Annotated in this window: 12 protein-coding genes and 2 pseudogenes; 13 read left to right on the top strand and 1 reads right to left on the bottom strand. The window is 51.0% G+C overall.

Annotated elements, in window-relative coordinates; genetic code table 11:
* Positions 1-95: 95 nt before the first annotated feature.
* Positions 96-692 (top strand): annotated as a pseudogene (locus tag ABD104_RS29495) (glycosyl transferase); the annotation flags it as partial.
* Here the strand turns inward: ABD104_RS29495 and ABD104_RS29500 are convergent.
* Entirely contained in the window at positions 689-2,065 is a 1,377-nt protein-coding gene (locus ABD104_RS29500) for a capsule assembly Wzi family protein (protein ID WP_343928809.1), read from the bottom strand. The pseudogene ABD104_RS29495 and the gene ABD104_RS29500 overlap by 4 nt on opposite strands.
* Positions 2,066-2,431: 366 nt before the next feature.
* On the opposite strand from ABD104_RS29500, the gene ABD104_RS29505 reads away from it, so the two are divergent.
* The 12 genes and pseudogenes from ABD104_RS29505 to ABD104_RS29560 form a co-directional block, all read left to right on the top strand.
* Positions 2,432-2,995, top strand: a complete 564-nt coding sequence (locus ABD104_RS29505) for an Lcl C-terminal domain-containing protein (RefSeq protein ID WP_343928810.1) — start codon at positions 2,432-2,434, stop codon at positions 2,993-2,995.
* A gap of 534 nt (positions 2,996-3,529) precedes the next feature.
* Entirely contained in the window at positions 3,530-4,969 is a 1,440-nt protein-coding gene (wbaP, locus tag ABD104_RS29510) for an undecaprenyl-phosphate galactose phosphotransferase WbaP (protein ID WP_425543370.1), read from the top strand.
* A gap of 70 nt (positions 4,970-5,039) precedes the next feature.
* A complete protein-coding gene (locus ABD104_RS29515; protein WP_343928812.1) occupies positions 5,040-6,371 on the top strand; it encodes a UDP-glucose dehydrogenase family protein in 1,332 nt (443 codons plus the stop codon).
* A 20-nt stretch (positions 6,372-6,391) separates the two neighbouring features.
* Positions 6,392-7,867 (top strand): mannose-1-phosphate guanylyltransferase/mannose-6-phosphate isomerase, encoded by a 1,476-nt coding sequence (locus ABD104_RS29520; RefSeq protein ID WP_343928813.1) that lies wholly within the window; start codon positions 6,392-6,394, stop codon positions 7,865-7,867.
* A gap of 60 nt (positions 7,868-7,927) precedes the next feature.
* Positions 7,928-8,719, top strand: a complete 792-nt coding sequence (locus ABD104_RS29525; protein ID WP_343928814.1) for a polysaccharide pyruvyl transferase family protein — start codon at positions 7,928-7,930, stop codon at positions 8,717-8,719.
* 81 nt (positions 8,720-8,800) lie between these two features.
* Entirely contained in the window at positions 8,801-10,258 is a 1,458-nt protein-coding gene (locus ABD104_RS29530) for a lipopolysaccharide biosynthesis protein (protein ID WP_343928819.1), read from the top strand.
* 11 nt (positions 10,259-10,269) lie between these two features.
* Positions 10,270-11,253, top strand: coding sequence for a polysaccharide pyruvyl transferase family protein (locus ABD104_RS29535; protein WP_343928815.1), 984 nt, complete (start codon positions 10,270-10,272; stop codon positions 11,251-11,253).
* A 36-nt stretch (positions 11,254-11,289) separates the two neighbouring features.
* A complete protein-coding gene (locus ABD104_RS29540) occupies positions 11,290-12,099 on the top strand; it encodes a galactosyl transferase (protein ID WP_343928816.1) in 810 nt (269 codons plus the stop codon).
* 67 nt (positions 12,100-12,166) lie between these two features.
* A complete protein-coding gene (locus tag ABD104_RS29545; protein WP_343928817.1) occupies positions 12,167-13,114 on the top strand; it encodes a glycosyltransferase family protein in 948 nt (315 codons plus the stop codon).
* 47 nt (positions 13,115-13,161) lie between these two features.
* Positions 13,162-15,210: an acyltransferase family protein gene (locus tag ABD104_RS29550; RefSeq protein WP_343928818.1), complete on the top strand. Its 2,049-nt coding sequence runs from the start codon at positions 13,162-13,164 to the stop codon at positions 15,208-15,210.
* A 35-nt stretch (positions 15,211-15,245) separates the two neighbouring features.
* Positions 15,246-16,139, top strand: coding sequence for a glycosyltransferase family 2 protein (locus ABD104_RS29555; protein WP_343928820.1), 894 nt, complete (start codon positions 15,246-15,248; stop codon positions 16,137-16,139).
* Between the two features lie 169 nt (positions 16,140-16,308).
* Positions 16,309-16,473 (top strand): annotated as a pseudogene (locus ABD104_RS29560) (transposase); the annotation flags it as partial.
* Positions 16,474-16,556 lie beyond the last annotated feature (83 nt).

A 16,556-nucleotide genomic window follows, 5' to 3' on the forward strand; every position in this document is an offset into this window, starting at 1 on the left:
CAGAGCAAGACGCCTATGCAGGCTATGAGTGGGTGGTATGATTCACACCCTCATTTGTTCCATCGGCGGCCTTATGATCGTCCGGGACTCGACAGCTAGGCTATGTCGCGTTCAAGGTAGAGGACCCGCTGATAGTCAATGCAACCTTGATAATGATAGGAGCTACCCTTGGATTCCTAGTTTGGAATTACCCGTTCGGCCACGTATTTCTGGGAGACGGCGGCGCCTACCTGCTTGGCTTCATGCTTGCCGAACTCGCCATCCTGCTAGTTATGCGCAATCCACAGATATCCGCGTGGTATCCCGCACTGCTCTTTAGCTACCCCATCGTCGAAACAACCTTCTCCATCTATCGAAAACGGTGCTTACGCGGCATGCCCCCCAGCCAACCCGACGGTGTACACCTGCATATGCTGGTGTATAAGCGCGTCATACGATGGGCAGTTGGCTCGCACAATGCTGACCAATTGCTGCACCGTAATGCAGCGACCTCCCCCTACTTATGGGCACTGACACTTCTAGCGGCGGTACCCGCCACCCTCGCCTGGAACAACGAGAAACTGCTCGCCGCGTGCCTTGCGATATTCGTAGCCATCTACCTCTGGCTCTACTTCGCTATCGTGCGCTTCCGTACTCCGCGATGGATGATATTGCGTGAGCGCCGCAAGCCGTCCACATCCCGAACGCGTTAGAAGATATACAGAGGAATGTCGGTGCTGAAGAACACACCAAACGAATCATTCGCCGTCCCCTTCACGCTACGCAGTAACATCGCACCGGCGCGAAAGGTAATAGGCGCCATGATCCAACTGACGGACAACTCCCCACCGTAGAAACGGTCTTTTTCTGGAAACGCCTGATTGATCGTCTGGCTGGTCGGATTGACCTCAGCATACAAGACGCGAGCGCTGTAGCGCTTGTGGTAGCGAGGGTCGTCGGGAATCACAGACACCCCTGTGGAGTACATATAGCCACTACCGCCAATGGCATGACCAATGGGCAAGCCATCCTGGTAATAGCCGTCGCGATACAACCCGTGGCTGTAGGCATAGCCTGAGCGCCCGTCACCCAGCCCGAACACCCTCGACGCATTGGTATCTGCCGCTTCCACATGCCATTGCATGCGCGTATTACCTACCATGTGCTTGAACTCTACCCCTCCCAACGCCAGGAAGCGGGATGGCAGGGTACCGGCTTCATCCTCACCGATACCCTGCACGTAGAACGTTAGCGGATTCCCCCAAAGCAAGCGCGTGGTATAGCGGACGTCGAACCCCGCCAATTCGTTGCTGAAGTCCTGCCCAGGTGTGTCAACGTTCGAATTGCTGGTCAACGCATCCCACAAGGCGCCAAGGCCATTGGCCCGTCCTTTCCCGCCCCACTGGATCATTCGGGATGCGCCCAGCTCCAGGCCGTCAAGCGGTCGGACATAGAGACGCATGTTCGCTACCCGCGTGTCCGGAATAGCGCGCGAATGCTGCTGCTGGCCAATGAACGCCTCATAACCCCACGAACCGATCCACGACAGCCAGGGAGTCTCAAACGGCGTGTCCGTTCCTCGCCTGAGGCCAATACCGGGTACAGCCGTGGCAGCATTAGACCAAGCAAGACTGCCATCCTGTCCCGGCCCCCACCAATGCGACAACTGCCCGACATACAAGATCTGCCCGAAAATATTCGCAGCAGCATAGCTGCCCTGCATGTTGAACGATGATTGGTACTTGGTAATGGGATCGACTACCCCGTTCGCCTGGAGCTTGACCGCCAGCCTTTCCGCACTAGTCGCGATGTAGGCGCTGCCCGTCGCAGTCCCCAGACTCTGCCCAGCAAATCCCAACGGCGGCATTCGATCAGTGTTGATCTGAGCTTTGACCCCGATCGTAGTACGCTTCTGACGAGAGATGAACTTGGTCACGCCATCCAACGCGGCTTCGTCGGCCCGTGAAAGATTGGTAGAACGTCGTTCGACAACTGCCGTTTCCAATGCGGCAAGCGGCATGGGCCAGCTGGACGTGGACACATCGATAACACCTCGATCAACCAGCCACTGAACATCCTCTCGCAAGCGCGAATCCCCCGCCTCCACAAGGATAGCCGTATCAGCTTGGGCCCAAGCTGGAACCCACCCTGCAGCCCCCAAAACCGCCAAGCCATAGAGGAAAGCCCTGCTTGCACGGGCCGCGGTAAGTGGTATGGCAGAGGCATTCAGACGAAGTCTAGGCATTGTTCAGCTTACGGTAAGGAAAGGGGAAGGGAGAAGACGGTACCATAAAAGACATTGCACCGACCCACTTGCAACCAACATGTAAAAATTCTTGTGATCACTGGCTACTAGCATTATAAAAATTCTTAAAAAAGCGATAAACCTCCGGAAGAGACAGTGCGTGTTGTCTCGGCAACGGCCGATGTGCTGCCTTCCTGGAGCGTAAGAATGCTTATTGAAGCGGTCCCCTCCATCAGTTCCAAGCCTCAGGGTTTTGCCGGTTACCACGCGATACCAATTGGGTTCTATTGGCCGGGGCAAGGGGGCATCTATGCCGGTTCGATTCGCGGGAGCTGCAGCAGCTACCACCTTATCGTGCCGCTGTACGGCCAAGCCGAGTTCGCGCCGTGCCAATGGGAACATGACACTCCGTTGGCAGCCAGTCCCGACGACGGTCGGGCCAATACTCGCGCCATGCTGGCCAACGGCCATGCACTGGCCAAGCAGGTCTCGGCACTAGAAATAGACGGGCATCGGGATTTCTACATCCCCGCCAAGCGTGAATTGGCTCTGTGCGAAATCAACTTGGCGCACCTCTTCCAGGCAACCCAATACTGGTCCAGCACTCAGTGTGGCCGCGACTATGCCTGGGCACTCAGCTTCGACAGCGGCACCCTGAACGATTGGCCAAAAAAGTTGGAATTTCATGCAAAAGCCGTACGACGAATTAACTATACGTGCTTAGCAAAACACCGAATTGAAACAAAAAGAAACATTGCTTACGAGGGATAGCAGTGGCTACGCCACAAGTCGGGGCAGCGAACCATCGCATCCCTCAAAAGCGGGATGTAAAATTTACCAGCCTGCGATATAACACTGCGCCGGGCAGAGCAGCATCTTGATACAGCTGTTCAGTCACTCTGCGAGTAGCCTAACGGGCCAGCGAAAAAATGGCAGGGTTCATGAAATTTCCTGACATTGCGAATACCCAAATCGCAATATGACAATTGGACAATGGGACGCCCGTTGGCTTTCAGCCAGACTGCAATCACAAACCAAAACGACCATGTTAACCAAGATGGCGATAGAGAGAGGCAATCACGTGAAGCAACAGCGGGATTTCAGAACCAACGCATCTCTTTACAGGCCATCCCCATCATGCAGGCTCAAAACATCCATCCCCTCGAGCAACACAGACCGCCTCGCGAAAGCCACACTCTCCCCTTAGGAACTCAGCCGCAAGACAGCGGTGGGCCGGCGCTTGCTGCAACCTATCAGTCCCTCGCTCGCAAGCCCATGAAGACAGATTCTGCTCCAACCATGGGCATGAGCGCTCAACCCCACACGCCACGCGCAAACAAATACGGCTTGTTCCTCACGGACATAGCCAGCTTTGCCCTCTCAGCGCTCGTCTCGGCAGTATTGCAACAGGCTTACAGCGACCACCCCATCGCTCATACGCTATCAGCCCTCAGCCTAAACGAGAACCTCGGCCCCATGGCGGTATATGGGGGTCTAGCGCTGCTGGGCGTCTTATGGGCAGCCTCGGTCCTAAGGCACTATAGCCACCGGAAAACACTTGCCAGCGAATTGCGCGAAATTATCAAGGTCATCGGCACCCTCGCCATTCTGCAACTAGCGCTGATTGCCCTCATGAACTGGCCACTAGACCGGATGGACTGGGCTTTCACCTGGGGAACCGCGCTGGCTCTAGTACCCCTAGGCCGCTGGCTGTCAAAACGCGCCATGGCCCGATGGGGGGGATGGCGCACGCCGACACTCATCATCGGATCGGGAGAAAATGCACGAGAAGCACTCATGGCGCTGCGCAGCCAACCACTAATGGGACTAGACGTCATAGGATTCGTCTCCACGAGCCGCGACCGTGCGCCCCAGCACATTGAAGGCATTCCCGTCTGGAAAGGCTTTCGCCCCACTGGAGTTCGTTCGTTAGGCACCATTCAAGTAATTGTTGCGCTTGAACACCATGAACGGCAACTGCGCGATGATTGGATACGGGACCTTACCCAGCAAGGCGTCCGCGATATCTCGGTAATCCCTGCCATGCGGGGAGTTCCTCTCTACGGCGCCGAAATATCCCACTTCTTCAGCCATGAAGTACTACTGCTGCGCGTCAAGAATAACTTGGCGCGCGCCACCGCTCGCTGGATCAAGCGAGCGTTTGATATAGCCGTATCGTCTGCCCTTTTAATCCTTCTAATGCCGCTATTCGCCTACCTGGCCTTTCAAATCCGCAAAGATGGCGGTCCAGTATTCTTCGGCCACAAGCGGATCGGCCAAGGCGGCAAGGAATTCCCCTGCTACAAGTTCCGCTCCATGGTACCCAACGCACAGCAGGTTCTCCAAGATCTGCTGGCGAAAGATCCGGCCGCACGCGAAGAATGGGAAAAAGATTTCAAGCTCAAGAACGACCCCCGAATTACCAAGATCGGTAAACTCATACGAAAGACCAGTCTTGATGAGTTTCCGCAATTATGGAATGTACTGAAAGGCGACATGAGCCTTGTTGGACCCAGGCCGGTCATCAAAGCGGAGCTCGACCGCTATGCTGGCGATGGCGTGTACTACCGCATGGTCAAACCCGGTATGACGGGGCTATGGCAAGTAAGCGGGCGCAACGATGTCGATTACGCCACCCGAGTATACCTGGACGCTTGGTACGTCAAAAATTGGTCCGTGTGGTACGACATAGCGATTCTATTCAAAACCGTCGGCGTTGTTTTTCAACGTACCGGGGCGTATTGATTCCTTACCCCTCTTTCCGCCGCCACTTTTGACTGTGGCCTAGTTTGTTCGCTTTTTCTGGTTAAATGAGATGAATATTGCAGTCGTTGGTACGGGCTATGTGGGCCTGGTAACGGGCGCATGTTTTGCCGAAATGGGCAATACTGTCACATGCGTCGACGTTGACAGCAAAAAAATCGAAGGACTCAAGCAGGGCAAGCTCCCGATCTATGAACCGGGGCTAGACAACATCGTCATTAATAACTACAACACCGGCCGGTTGCTTTTCACCACCTCTTTGCCTGACGCCATGACACAGGCTGACATGCTGTTCATCGCGGTGGGCACCCCCCCCGGCGAAGACGGTTCAGCCGATCTAAAATACGTCCTGGCAGTAGCCAAAGAAATTGGACAGAACCTAGATCGCTATTCCATTATCGTGGACAAATCCACCGTACCGGTGGGCACCGCCGACAAGGTCGCTGCAATCATTCAAGCCGAACTGGACGCGCGAGGCGTACAAATTGAATTCGACGTGGTTTCAAACCCGGAATTCCTGAAAGAAGGAGCCGCGGTCGACGACTTCATGAGTCCCGACCGCATCGTCGTTGGAACCGCCAGCGCCCGCGCCCAAGAACGCATGGCAGACCTCTACGCCCCCTTTGTGCGCAACCACCCTCGCACCCTGTTCATGGGCGTGCGCGACGCCGAAATGACGAAGTATGCAGCCAACGCCATGCTCGCAACCAAGATATCGTTCATGAACGAAATCGCCAATCTGTGCGAACGCTTGGGTGTAGACGTGGAAAATGTGCGCTTGGGTATCGGTTCGGACCAGCGCATCGGCTTCCATTTCATCTATTCCGGCTGCGGCTACGGCGGTTCGTGCTTTCCGAAAGACGTGAAAGCATTGATCCAGATGGCCAACAAAATCGACTTCGATCCGAAGCTGCTCAACGCAGTAGAAGCACGCAACAATGCACAAAAACATCGCTTGTTCGAAAAAATTGTCGAGAGCTTTGGTACGGATCTTACCGGCAAGACCTTTGCCGTCTGGGGGTTGGCTTTCAAGCCGGGAACCGACGATATGCGCGAGGCGCCAAGCAAAGTTCTCATCGAAAGGCTCATCCAGGCCGGCGCGAAAATAAAAGCCTATGACCCGGTGGCCATGAAAGTCGCACGCGACGAGTTCCCCGCCAAATTTTTCGACGAAGGCTCACTAGCGCTAGCAGAGGGCCAGTACGAAGCGGCCATCGACGCGGACGCCTTGGTACTGGTGACCGAATGGAAACCCTTCCGTCACCCCGACTTCAAGGCGCTGAAACGCCTGTTGGCACAACCCATCATTTTTGACGGACGTAACCAGTATGACCCCAAACAAATGAAGCGTGACGGTTTCAGCTACGTAGGCATTGGCCGGTAGATTACGCAAAAGGAGTTTTCATGTCGTCCGGCCTCACCCCTAGCATCGTCCAGCCTGTCATCCTCTGCGGGGGCTCGGGTACACGGCTATGGCCGCTGTCGCGCACAGGCTTTCCCAAGCAATTTCTTTGCCTTACCGGCACTGAAAGCCTATTCCAATTGTCCGCTAAACGCCTAGTTGGCTTGGCATCCCCGCAATTCAGGATCTTGCCGCTATTGGTAGTAACTGGTGAGGCTTACCGCTTTCTCGTCAACGAACAGCTACGCGAATCCGGCATCCAACTCGGGGCCGCACTGCTGGAGCCAGTGGGACGCAATACCGCTCCAGCTCTGACATTGGCGGCGCTGGCAGCAATCGAGTCAGGCGAAGACCCGATCCTCGCTGCCACTCCTTCCGACCACATAATAGAGAATGTCGAAGCCTATACCGTCGCCATGCAAAAGGCCATCCGTGAAGCCGAGCAAGGCAATATTGTGACGCTCGGAATTACACCCGATCGCCCGGAAACCGGCTACGGTTACATCCAAGCAGAGCATGTTACCAGTGAACATGCATACAAGGTACTACGCTTCGTCGAAAAGCCCGACCTGACGACAGCAAAACGCTACCTAGATGCTGGCAATTTCTTTTGGAACGCAGGCGTCTTCGTTGTTAGGGCCTCCGTGTGGCTCGCGGCCCTGACGCGTTTCCGCCCCGACATAGCAGAAACGACGTGCATAGCCTGGAGTGACAAGCGAGAGGATTTTAGTCCGACTCAAAATTTCATCCGTCCCAATCCAGAAGCATTTACTGCCATCCCCAGTGAATCCATCGACTACGCCGTTATGGAACATGGCCCCGACAGCGAGTTCGCCATGAAGGTGGTTCCATTAGAGGCCGGCTGGAACGACGTCGGAGCTTGGGATGCGGTATGGAATGCCCTTCCCAAAGACGAACGCCGCAATGCATATCAAGGGGACGTTATTGTTCAAGACAGCCGTAATATCCTCGCCTATGCCACCAGCCGTCTGGTGAGCCTAGTAGGCGTCGAAAATATTGTTGTTGTCGAGACACCAGACGCTGTACTAGTGGCGGACAAAACTCGCAGTCAAGAGGTCAGAGAAATCGTCCGCACATTAAGTAAAGAAAAACGCGAAGAGCACATGCTGCACCGTAAAGTACATCGCCCATGGGGTTGGTACGACAGCATTGATGAAGACGAACGATTCAAAGTCAAACGCATTCAGGTAAATCCTAAAGCTAGCCTGAGCCTGCAAAAACATCATCACCGTGCCGAGCACTGGATAGTCGTGAAGGGAACGGCGGAAATCACCTGCGGCAATAAGATTTTTTTGCTAACTGAGAATCAGTCTACATATATTCCACTAGGCGAGCTTCATCGTTTATACAATCCTGGCATGGTACCACTGGAAATCATTGAGATTCAATCGGGCACATATTTAGGAGAAGACGATATTGTGCGTTTGGCGGATGATTTCGGACGTAGCGATCAATGAAAAAAGCGTGAAAATTTACGCCTTATTGCGGCGAGCTGGACTCACCAAAGTTACCTCTACATGAAAACAGTTAAGCACTTTTTCCGGAAAAAGCTCACCTCAAATACTATAGAGTTATTCTATTGGCGCCCTTCAAACGGAAGTCAAAATTTTGGTGATCATCTATCTCAAGTTGTAGTGTCGAACATGCTTTTTCGGCACGAGCGGATGCTTGATGAGCAGGTAAAGACACCGCGCAGGCTGCTTGCCATTGGGTCCATATTACACTTCGCTAAAGACGGTGATGTCATCTGGGGCAGCGGAGTAAACGGAAAAATCCCGGAATCGACACACCAATTTAAAAAACTCGACGTTCGCGCGGTCCGTGGCCCGTTGACCCGAAAGTTTCTGAGAGAGCGCAGCATTCCCGTTCCAGAAGTATATGGCGACCCCGCTCTTTTGCTACCCATACTGTTCCCCTCCCGGTTTCAGAAAACAAAAAAAACGCGCAAACTTGCTGTGGTCCCCAACTTGCATGACCTCAACTTAATCCAGCACGACGAATCCCTTATCTCTCCACTGCTGCCTTGGCACCAAGTCGTCGACGCCATTGTTGGTAGCGAACTTGTAGTTTCCACCTCGCTCCACGGCTTAATTATTGCGGAAGCATTTGGGGTTCCTGCGCGCTATCTCCGGCTCAGCGAGACCGAAAGCTTATTCAAATTCGAAGACTATTACCGAGGCACAGGACGCTCAAACATCCCCTATGCCAGAACACTGCAAGAAGCCATAAAAATGGACGAAATGCCTCCGCCCGCCATCGATTACCAAAGCTTACTGGCGGCGTTTCCTATTGATTTATGGAACGCATGATGAACATGCCATGCGGCAATATCGATCGGGCTAGGAATGCTACAAATGCCTAGTGTCCGTGGACGTCTAGTCAAAGCCAGCATGTGGATGAGCATGTCACGCGCCATTGTGAATGCCCTGACCATGCTGAGCACAGTGGTTCTCGCTTGGTTCTTAGTGCCCGCTGACTTCGGCTTGGTTGCCCTTGGGACAACAATGTTGGCCATCGTCACCGGAGCTACGGAATTGTCTCTTACACAAGCCCTAATCCGACACGAAAACCCAAGGGACTCGCACTTCAATGCCGCGTGGACACTAAACACCATACGCGGCCTAATTATTTTCCTCCTCTTCGCATTGGCTGCCTATCCAGCTGCTAAATTTTATGGTGACACAAGGCTAACTGGAATTATGTTAGCGCTAGGATTTAGTGTCTTCCTGAGCGGACTCATAAATCCTCGCTTAATTACCTTTCAACGGCAGCTAATTTTTAAACAGGAATTTTTCCTAAGTGTTTCGCAAAAATTCGTCGGCTTGCTGGCATCGGTAGTCGTCGCCGCCACGTGGCACAGCTACTGGGCCTTAGTTGTAGGTATTGTCGCGACTCAATTGACAAACGTAGTTGTTTCCTATGCCATTTTCCCATATTCCCCCAAAATCACGTTTCAGCACTTCAAGGACTTTTTTTCATTCTCCGCTTGGTTATCAGCGAGCCAAATTGCCAATACGCTTAATTGGCGCTTCGATATATTATTAATCGGCAAGATACTTGGAGCGACTCCGCTGGGATATTACTCCATGGGTAACAACCTAGCCATCCTGCCGACACGCGAAACAACGGCTCCGTTAAAACAAACCATCTACCCTAGCTTTGCCAATATCAGACACGATCCAAATCGCTTGGCAGCCGCCTATCAACGTGCGCAAGCTCTGGTCACAGCAATTGCGTTGCCAGTCGGCGTAGGTTTTGCGGTAGTTGCTGAAAAACTAGTCGTGCTCGTACTGGGAGAAATCTGGTTGCCAGTAGTTTTCATAATCCAGGCACTTGCAGCAGTTTTCGCTGTGCAAACGATTGGCTCCCTAGTTCAGCCTCTAGGCATGGCCCAAGGCGAAACTAAAATGCTCTTCAAGCGTGACATGCAAATGTTCGTGGTACGTGTACCTATCATCTTGTTAAGCGCCATGCAATTCGGCCTGAATGGCGTTATCTGCTGTCGCATCTTAACGGGCCTCCTTTCTACTTACATCAACCTGATTCTCGTGAAACGCTTCATTGGTGTCACTGTGTTTCAACAGTTATATGCCAATACACGAGCGCTAGTTAGCGCAGCATTAATGGCTACTGGCGTTATAGCAATCTCTTCTTACTTCCCCATCGCCACTGGAAAACTAGAGACATTCGCACAACTTGCTGCTCAAATTGTGATTGGTGCTGTTCTTTATTGCGGCGTAAACTTTACGCTCTGGTACTTAATGAATAAGCCGCAAGGCCCAGAAACCGAAATAATTGCGATACTCTCCCAAATCTCCTCCAAGTTGCGTAATCGCGTACTTTCCTAATCGGTTGCAAGATGCAAGCCCCACATTCCCAGCTTATCTCAAATCTCCAGGCACAAATCCATGATTGCTTAAAGGATTATATCCAGCCAGATCGACACTTAGCATGCCTAGACTTCCCAGACATAAAAAACTGTGGCGATTCGGCCATCTGGCTTGGGCAAATGGCCTACCTTCGAAACTGGCATAAAGTACAACCCAATTATATTAGCCGGATGAAGGATTTTTCTAAATCAGCAATGCTAAAGAGAATTGGTGACGGGCAGATTTTCCTACACGGAGGTGGGAATTTTGGTGATATCTGGCTTGGACACCAAAAATTCCGAGAAATGGTGCTTAACAAACTCCCCGGCCGCCAAATCGTTCAGTTCCCTCAATCCATTCACTTCCAATCAAAAACACACCTAGAAAGTGCTAGACGCGCCATTGGTAGGCATGGAAATTTTGTACTACTGGTTAGAGACGAGAAGTCACTACACTTTGCACAACAACAATTCGATTGCGTGGTTAAACTTTGCCCTGACATGGCGTTCTGCATTGGTGATATACCCACAGATAAGCCTTCCCTCCCAATTCTTGCAATGCTACGTCAAGACAAGGAAAAAGCGTCCAATGTCGCAATAAACCTACCTTCAGGCATTCCCTGTGAGGACTGGATGACCGAAAACAAGATGGACGTACGCCGCGCGAAGTTTTCTGGCATCAAATCAGCTATTCGCGATCGCGCATTCTCTGAAATTCGTCTTCGCATGCTTAACGCTGCCGCCAATAATCGCTTCCAACGTGGCATTAAACAGATTTCACGTGCCCAAGCGATTGTTACAGATCGACTACACGTTCATATCTGTTCCCTACTTATTGGCCGACCACACGCTGCACTCGATAATAACTATGGGAAAATTTATGGATTCATGGATACTTTCTCCGGAAAAACTCCACTTTCTCATAAAGCGGCGTCCCTCGAAGAGGGTATTGCTTGGGCTCAACAACAGATCTAAACATATTGCTACTCACCTTTTCAACTTAGACAAATTATGGCCCTGATCACATTCATTATCCCTGTACGTCACCAGGACAATGCCCGTGACTGGCGGCTTCTTCGGTCCAACCTTGCACAAACCATTGCTTCTATTTCGTCCCAATCTCATGATGACTGGCGTGCGATTGTCGTTGCTAACCACGGCGCTGATCTACCGAAATTACCTGAAAAATTTAGCGTCTGCCGTGTAGACTTCTCGCCGAATCTCTTTCATGAAAAAGACTCCTCACCAACCAAAGAGGAGTTTTGGGACGCATTCCGTCTAGATAAAGGTCGCCGTGTCCTAGCAGGCATGCTCTACGCACGCGATAGCACTTTTTTCATGATTGTTGATGATGATGACTTTGTCAGCGCTAACATTACGGCTTTTGTGGCGCAGAACGCCCAACTCAATGGTTGGGTGATTACACATGGCTATGTCTGGGATCACGGTGGCAAAATCATGCTTGGCCATGACGATTTCAACCATGTATGCGGCACCTGCTTGATTGTCAAATCTTCTCTTTACGAGTTGCCTGAACGCTTCGATGATGCTTCAGAGGATTGGATCAAAACCATGCTAGGGAGTCATCACCGTATTCCCGACATCCTAGCTAACCGCGGAACCCCTCTCCAATCACTGCCCTTCCGAGGCGCTGTATATCGAGTTGCGCACGCTGGCTCGCATAGCGCCACTCCTAGCCTTATCCGTCGATACTTTATAACCAAAGCCGCATTGCTAAAGCCCTCAACAACGATTCGAAATTTCCGTAACCTGCGTAAAATCGATGCTCAAGCACGGCGTGAGTTCTTTGGTGAAAAATAAAGATTCTTTGAGAATAGGTCTCCAGCCCTACTCCAGTCAGCAGACTCATAACCCTTACGTGGATAGGATGGCCGAAATCCTCGCGCGCATTGGAACCGTTCAGGCCTTCCCTTCACCTCGAGAGTTCGTTTTCAAGCCTTGGTCGGTATTCAAACAACGTTACGACTACGTTTTCCTGAATTGGATCGAAAGTCTGGTTTTCAATGGACCAAACGGAGAAATTTCTTTTTCAAGAGCACTGCTACTAGGGCTTTATCTATTCGCCATTCGACTAGCAAACAAAAAACTTGTATGGATTCGTCACAACAATTACCCCCATCATATCAAAACAGATAAAAATAAAATGGTGGCAAAAAAATTTCTTGATCATCTTGAAAGTGCCGTTGATATCGTCATTACCCACTCTCCTCTAGAAGCCAGAGATCGCAAACGCTTTTACGTGCCGCATCCGCTATATCAGACAGAACTTTCTGCAATCAATCCTGTTCCATTCAAAAATTATTTTTTTATCTTTGGGCATATAGCTCCGTACAAGAAATTGGCGGAAGCCATCAATCTACTTCCGGACGAAGCCAATCTTGTCGTAGCAGGCCCTATCAAAGATACAGCTTACTTTGAGAAATGCCAACGACTTGCGGCGGACAAACAAAATGTGTTATTGATGCCTGGGTTTCTAGACTCACCGACAGCTGCGCGAATTGCAACCGACTCGCGCGGCCTACTGGTTCTCAACGCAGATACTGACATGGTCGTCTCAGGAAGTTATATTTACGCACTTAGTCTTGGCATTCCACTCTATGCGGTAAACACTCCCTTTATTGAGTGGCTCTCAAACGGCGAGCACCTTGCCGGCATTCGCGCATTCGAAAACATCACCGCGCTGTTCTGCTCATTGGATCCGAATAAATTTTCTTCTCTCAGACCAGACCCACAAACTATTGAATCACTTTTCGGTGACGAAACAACACTGAAAAGACTCAATCACGCGCTAGCGTTCTCCAAAGCTACTATTTAGCCGATTTGATTACTCAGACACTGACAACTCACTTATACGCATAGATTATGCATCAACAGACACAGCCATCGTTTCGGCTGGACATCCAAGGTCTGCGGGCAGTCGCAGTTCTCGCTGTCATAGGGGATCACTTGCTAGGGTGGCCTTCCGGTGGATTTGTCGGCGTTGATATTTTCTTTGTCATATCCGGATTTTTAATTACTGGCATTCTACTGCGCGAATACGAAGCAAAAGAAACAATATCTTTTAAGAACTTCTATATACGACGAGCCAAGAGAATTCTACCTGCAGCCACTCTGGTCCTTATTATCTCAATATGCGTAAGCTACCCATTGCTTGGCTTCGATCGAACGAAAGATGTTATTAAAGATGCGATTGCGAGTTTTCTTTTCGTAGGGAACTGGCAGTTCGCACTACATGGAATCGATTATTTTAGACAAGACATACTGCCTTCTCCGTTGCAGCATTATTGGTCTCTGTCCGTCGAAGAACAGTTTTACTTTATCTGGCCTTGGTTTCTGCTAGCCCTCCTTTTTACCGGAGCACGTCTTTTTAATTGGAAAAGTGCTCACGCAAAGCGAGTCGCAGGATATGCAATTACTTCGCTATCGTTTCTTTCACTGCTGTGGTGTTTCCACGAAACTACCACAAACCCCAAGTTCGCGTATTTTTCGACTTTTTCTAGAGCGTGGGAACTCGGAATTGGGGCCATCATTGCTTCCTGCACAGCACCCCTTTCTAGAATGGACGAAACATCGGCACGCACATTGGGAAAATTAGGCTTGATGGGCATCTTGGTCTCACTGTGGACAATTTCGGCGAAATCGAGTTTTCCTGCCCCCTGGGCCCTGCTGCCCGTTGTGTCTACGGCTTTAGTAATTGCCTCTGGGTGCTCCGGGTATAGAGGCACTTATCTTCTTAGTAATCCAGTCAGCCAATACATAGGAAAGATTTCCTATAGCCTCTATCTCTGGCATTTTCCAATCGCCATCCTACTACAGTACGTCCTAAGCAAAGCGAGCATTTCTTACTACACAGTCGGACTTGGACTCATGCTCCTGCTTTCCGCTATATCATTCCGCATCTTGGAAGAACCGGCTAGAAAAGGAATCTGGTTTCAGTGGGATGCACAAAAGAAACTAAAGGGGTTGTCAACCGGTTGGATAAAATTCTCTTCAACAATTTTTGTATTTGCAATTCTTTCTCTCCTTTCGACATTCCTTATCGCTAAGCTTTCCTTACCTGAGACCGGCCCTACTTTCCAAGTCCTGGTCGGGCGCACCCGAGTCAATCTCGCCGATTGCTACGGCGCTGCGGCTCTCGATCCAGCACATATGTGCACTTCTATTAACCCTGGGCATGGTGTCAAACCGAAGCCGAGCAATCTCACCGTCGATACACAAGATGCGTACACTTGCTATACCTTTCCAGGGCAAGCTTTGCGTGCATGTGAATATGGCAGCCGCAAAAAGAGGGCTAAGCGCGTGGCCCTCATTGGCGACAGTCACGCGGCGGCACTGCTCCCAGCACTTAAGCCGCAACTTGAGGCGTTAAACTGGAGACTCACGGCCATGACAGGTAATGGATGCCAATGGCGCGATCAAACATACAGAAAAAACGCCTGCGCAGAAGTTGTAGTACGCAGGCAGGAGAGGCTAATTTCCGATCAATTCGACCTCATTATCGCCACGGGAATTCGCTCAACACCAGGAACAATAGCCGATTATATCTCAGCTATAGAACCCCTGAAATCGCGCGGACAACAAATAGTGGTTATCGAGGACGTCCCTGACGCTTCTCCGGAGGCTCTTGCCTGCATCCAACGAATTGGTTTTTCATATGAGCGAAACTGCTCAACTCCAATCAGATTCGCCTATGCTGACGAAGATAAATTAGCAACGGCAGCCCGCCAGCTTGGACTCCCAGTTGTAAGTTTAAGAAAATTTTTCTGCATCCAAGATACATGCCCAGCGGCAATTGGTAATGTTTTAGTCTACCGAGATACCGCAGCTCACATCACGGCAAGTTACGCTGCAACACTTGGCCCATACTTGGTGGAAGCCATATTAAATGCCACAATCACAAAATCGCGTTGACCCTCAACTTGATGGTTATAGCTCATACATCCGATATGAAGAAAATTAGTGTCATCTTGCCCACGTACAACCGTGCTGCCTACCTCGGACCATCCATAAAAAGTGTCTTGAACCAGACGTGGCATGGCGAACTGGAAATGATTGTCGTTGATGATTGCTCTGATGACAACACTAAGGAGATCATTTCTCAACTGAAAGATCCACGTATTCGGTATATAGAGAGCCAGAAACGCGCGGGCGCTGCGGCAGCCCGAAACACTGGTGTGGCGGCATCGACCGGTGACTGGATTGCCTTTATTGACAGCGATACCATTTGGTACCCGGAGAAACTTGCCAAGCAAGTTGGCGCAATACAGCAGAGGACTTCTGATACGTATTCCTTGACATATTGCCGCCTTAGAAAACAAAAACATGAGGAAAGCGGATGGGAGAATCACCCTCAGCGGGTATACAGCGGCTTGGTTTATGAGAAACTTCTCTTCGATAATTTTATAGATACACCATCTGTTCTCATGAAGCGGGAAACCTTTGAAGCAGTTGGAGGCTTCGATCCCAGACTTCCTCGCTTCCAAGATTGGGACTTATTCCTGCGAGTTTCTCAGCAGAACAGCGTACTTGGAATGGAAGAGGTGCTTTTCGACTCGCTGACCCTTGCCGGGGCGATATCTTCCAATGATAGAGCGCGCCTTGAAGCTTTACTGATAATCCACTCCAAGTACCTAAGCGACATCTCAAAAAATAGTGATTTAGCTTCGCGCTTCCTAGCAAAAATCGTCAACGCCTATCTAATTGTCGATCAACCCGATGCTGCTGCAGCTTTTCTGCGAACTAATAGTAGAAGCCACACGCTCGCACTCTCGTTTCTTGTAAAAACCGCGCGCCTTCTTCCTAAAGGCATGTATAGAAGACTATGGGATATCGTGCGATAGAATAATTGTCAACGCCGGTTGAAAACTGACCCACTTACCGCCGGAAATGCCGGAGTAAATCTGGCCCACCCCTGTAGGCTCCTAGGCTCTACGCCTTAATCTTCACGGTAATGCCCCCTGAAAACCCTAGGAGTCAGAAGTAGAATTTTCTCGTTGAGGAGTTCTACAGATGAAGCGATCGAAGTTCACGGATAGCCAGATCGTCGAGGCGATCAAGCGCGTTGAGGGTGGGTTGGCGGTGCCGGAGTTGTGCCGCGAACTGGGCGTGAGCTCGGCGACGTTCTACAAGTGGCGGTCGAAGTACGGCGGCATGGACACGTTGTTGCGCGCAAAGTAATAATGAGCCACTTCGCGCAAAGTAAATCTGAGCCACTTTTCCGTACAGTCGAGGCTTTTCGCGCGAAGGCCGACGATGCT

This window comes from Pigmentiphaga daeguensis, assembly GCF_039523035.1.
Classification (GTDB): Bacteria; Pseudomonadota; Gammaproteobacteria; order Burkholderiales; family Burkholderiaceae_B; genus Pigmentiphaga; species Pigmentiphaga daeguensis.

Coding starts and splice junctions, on each gene's coding strand:
- ABD104_RS29505 (WP_343928810.1), top strand. CDS start 2,432: ATGCTTATTGAAGCGGTCCCCTCCATCAGTTCCAAGCCTCAGGGTTTT.
- wbaP (WP_425543370.1), top strand. CDS start 3,530: ATGAGCGCTCAACCCCACACGCCACGCGCAAACAAATACGGCTTGTTC.
- ABD104_RS29515 (WP_343928812.1), top strand. CDS start 5,040: ATGAATATTGCAGTCGTTGGTACGGGCTATGTGGGCCTGGTAACGGGC.
- ABD104_RS29520 (WP_343928813.1), top strand. CDS start 6,392: ATGTCGTCCGGCCTCACCCCTAGCATCGTCCAGCCTGTCATCCTCTGC.
- ABD104_RS29525 (WP_343928814.1), top strand. CDS start 7,928: ATGAAAACAGTTAAGCACTTTTTCCGGAAAAAGCTCACCTCAAATACT.
- ABD104_RS29530 (WP_343928819.1), top strand. CDS start 8,801: ATGTGGATGAGCATGTCACGCGCCATTGTGAATGCCCTGACCATGCTG.
- ABD104_RS29535 (WP_343928815.1), top strand. CDS start 10,270: ATGCAAGCCCCACATTCCCAGCTTATCTCAAATCTCCAGGCACAAATC.
- ABD104_RS29540 (WP_343928816.1), top strand. CDS start 11,290: ATGGCCCTGATCACATTCATTATCCCTGTACGTCACCAGGACAATGCC.
- ABD104_RS29545 (WP_343928817.1), top strand. CDS start 12,167: ATGGCCGAAATCCTCGCGCGCATTGGAACCGTTCAGGCCTTCCCTTCA.
- ABD104_RS29550 (WP_343928818.1), top strand. CDS start 13,162: ATGCATCAACAGACACAGCCATCGTTTCGGCTGGACATCCAAGGTCTG.
- ABD104_RS29555 (WP_343928820.1), top strand. CDS start 15,246: ATGAAGAAAATTAGTGTCATCTTGCCCACGTACAACCGTGCTGCCTAC.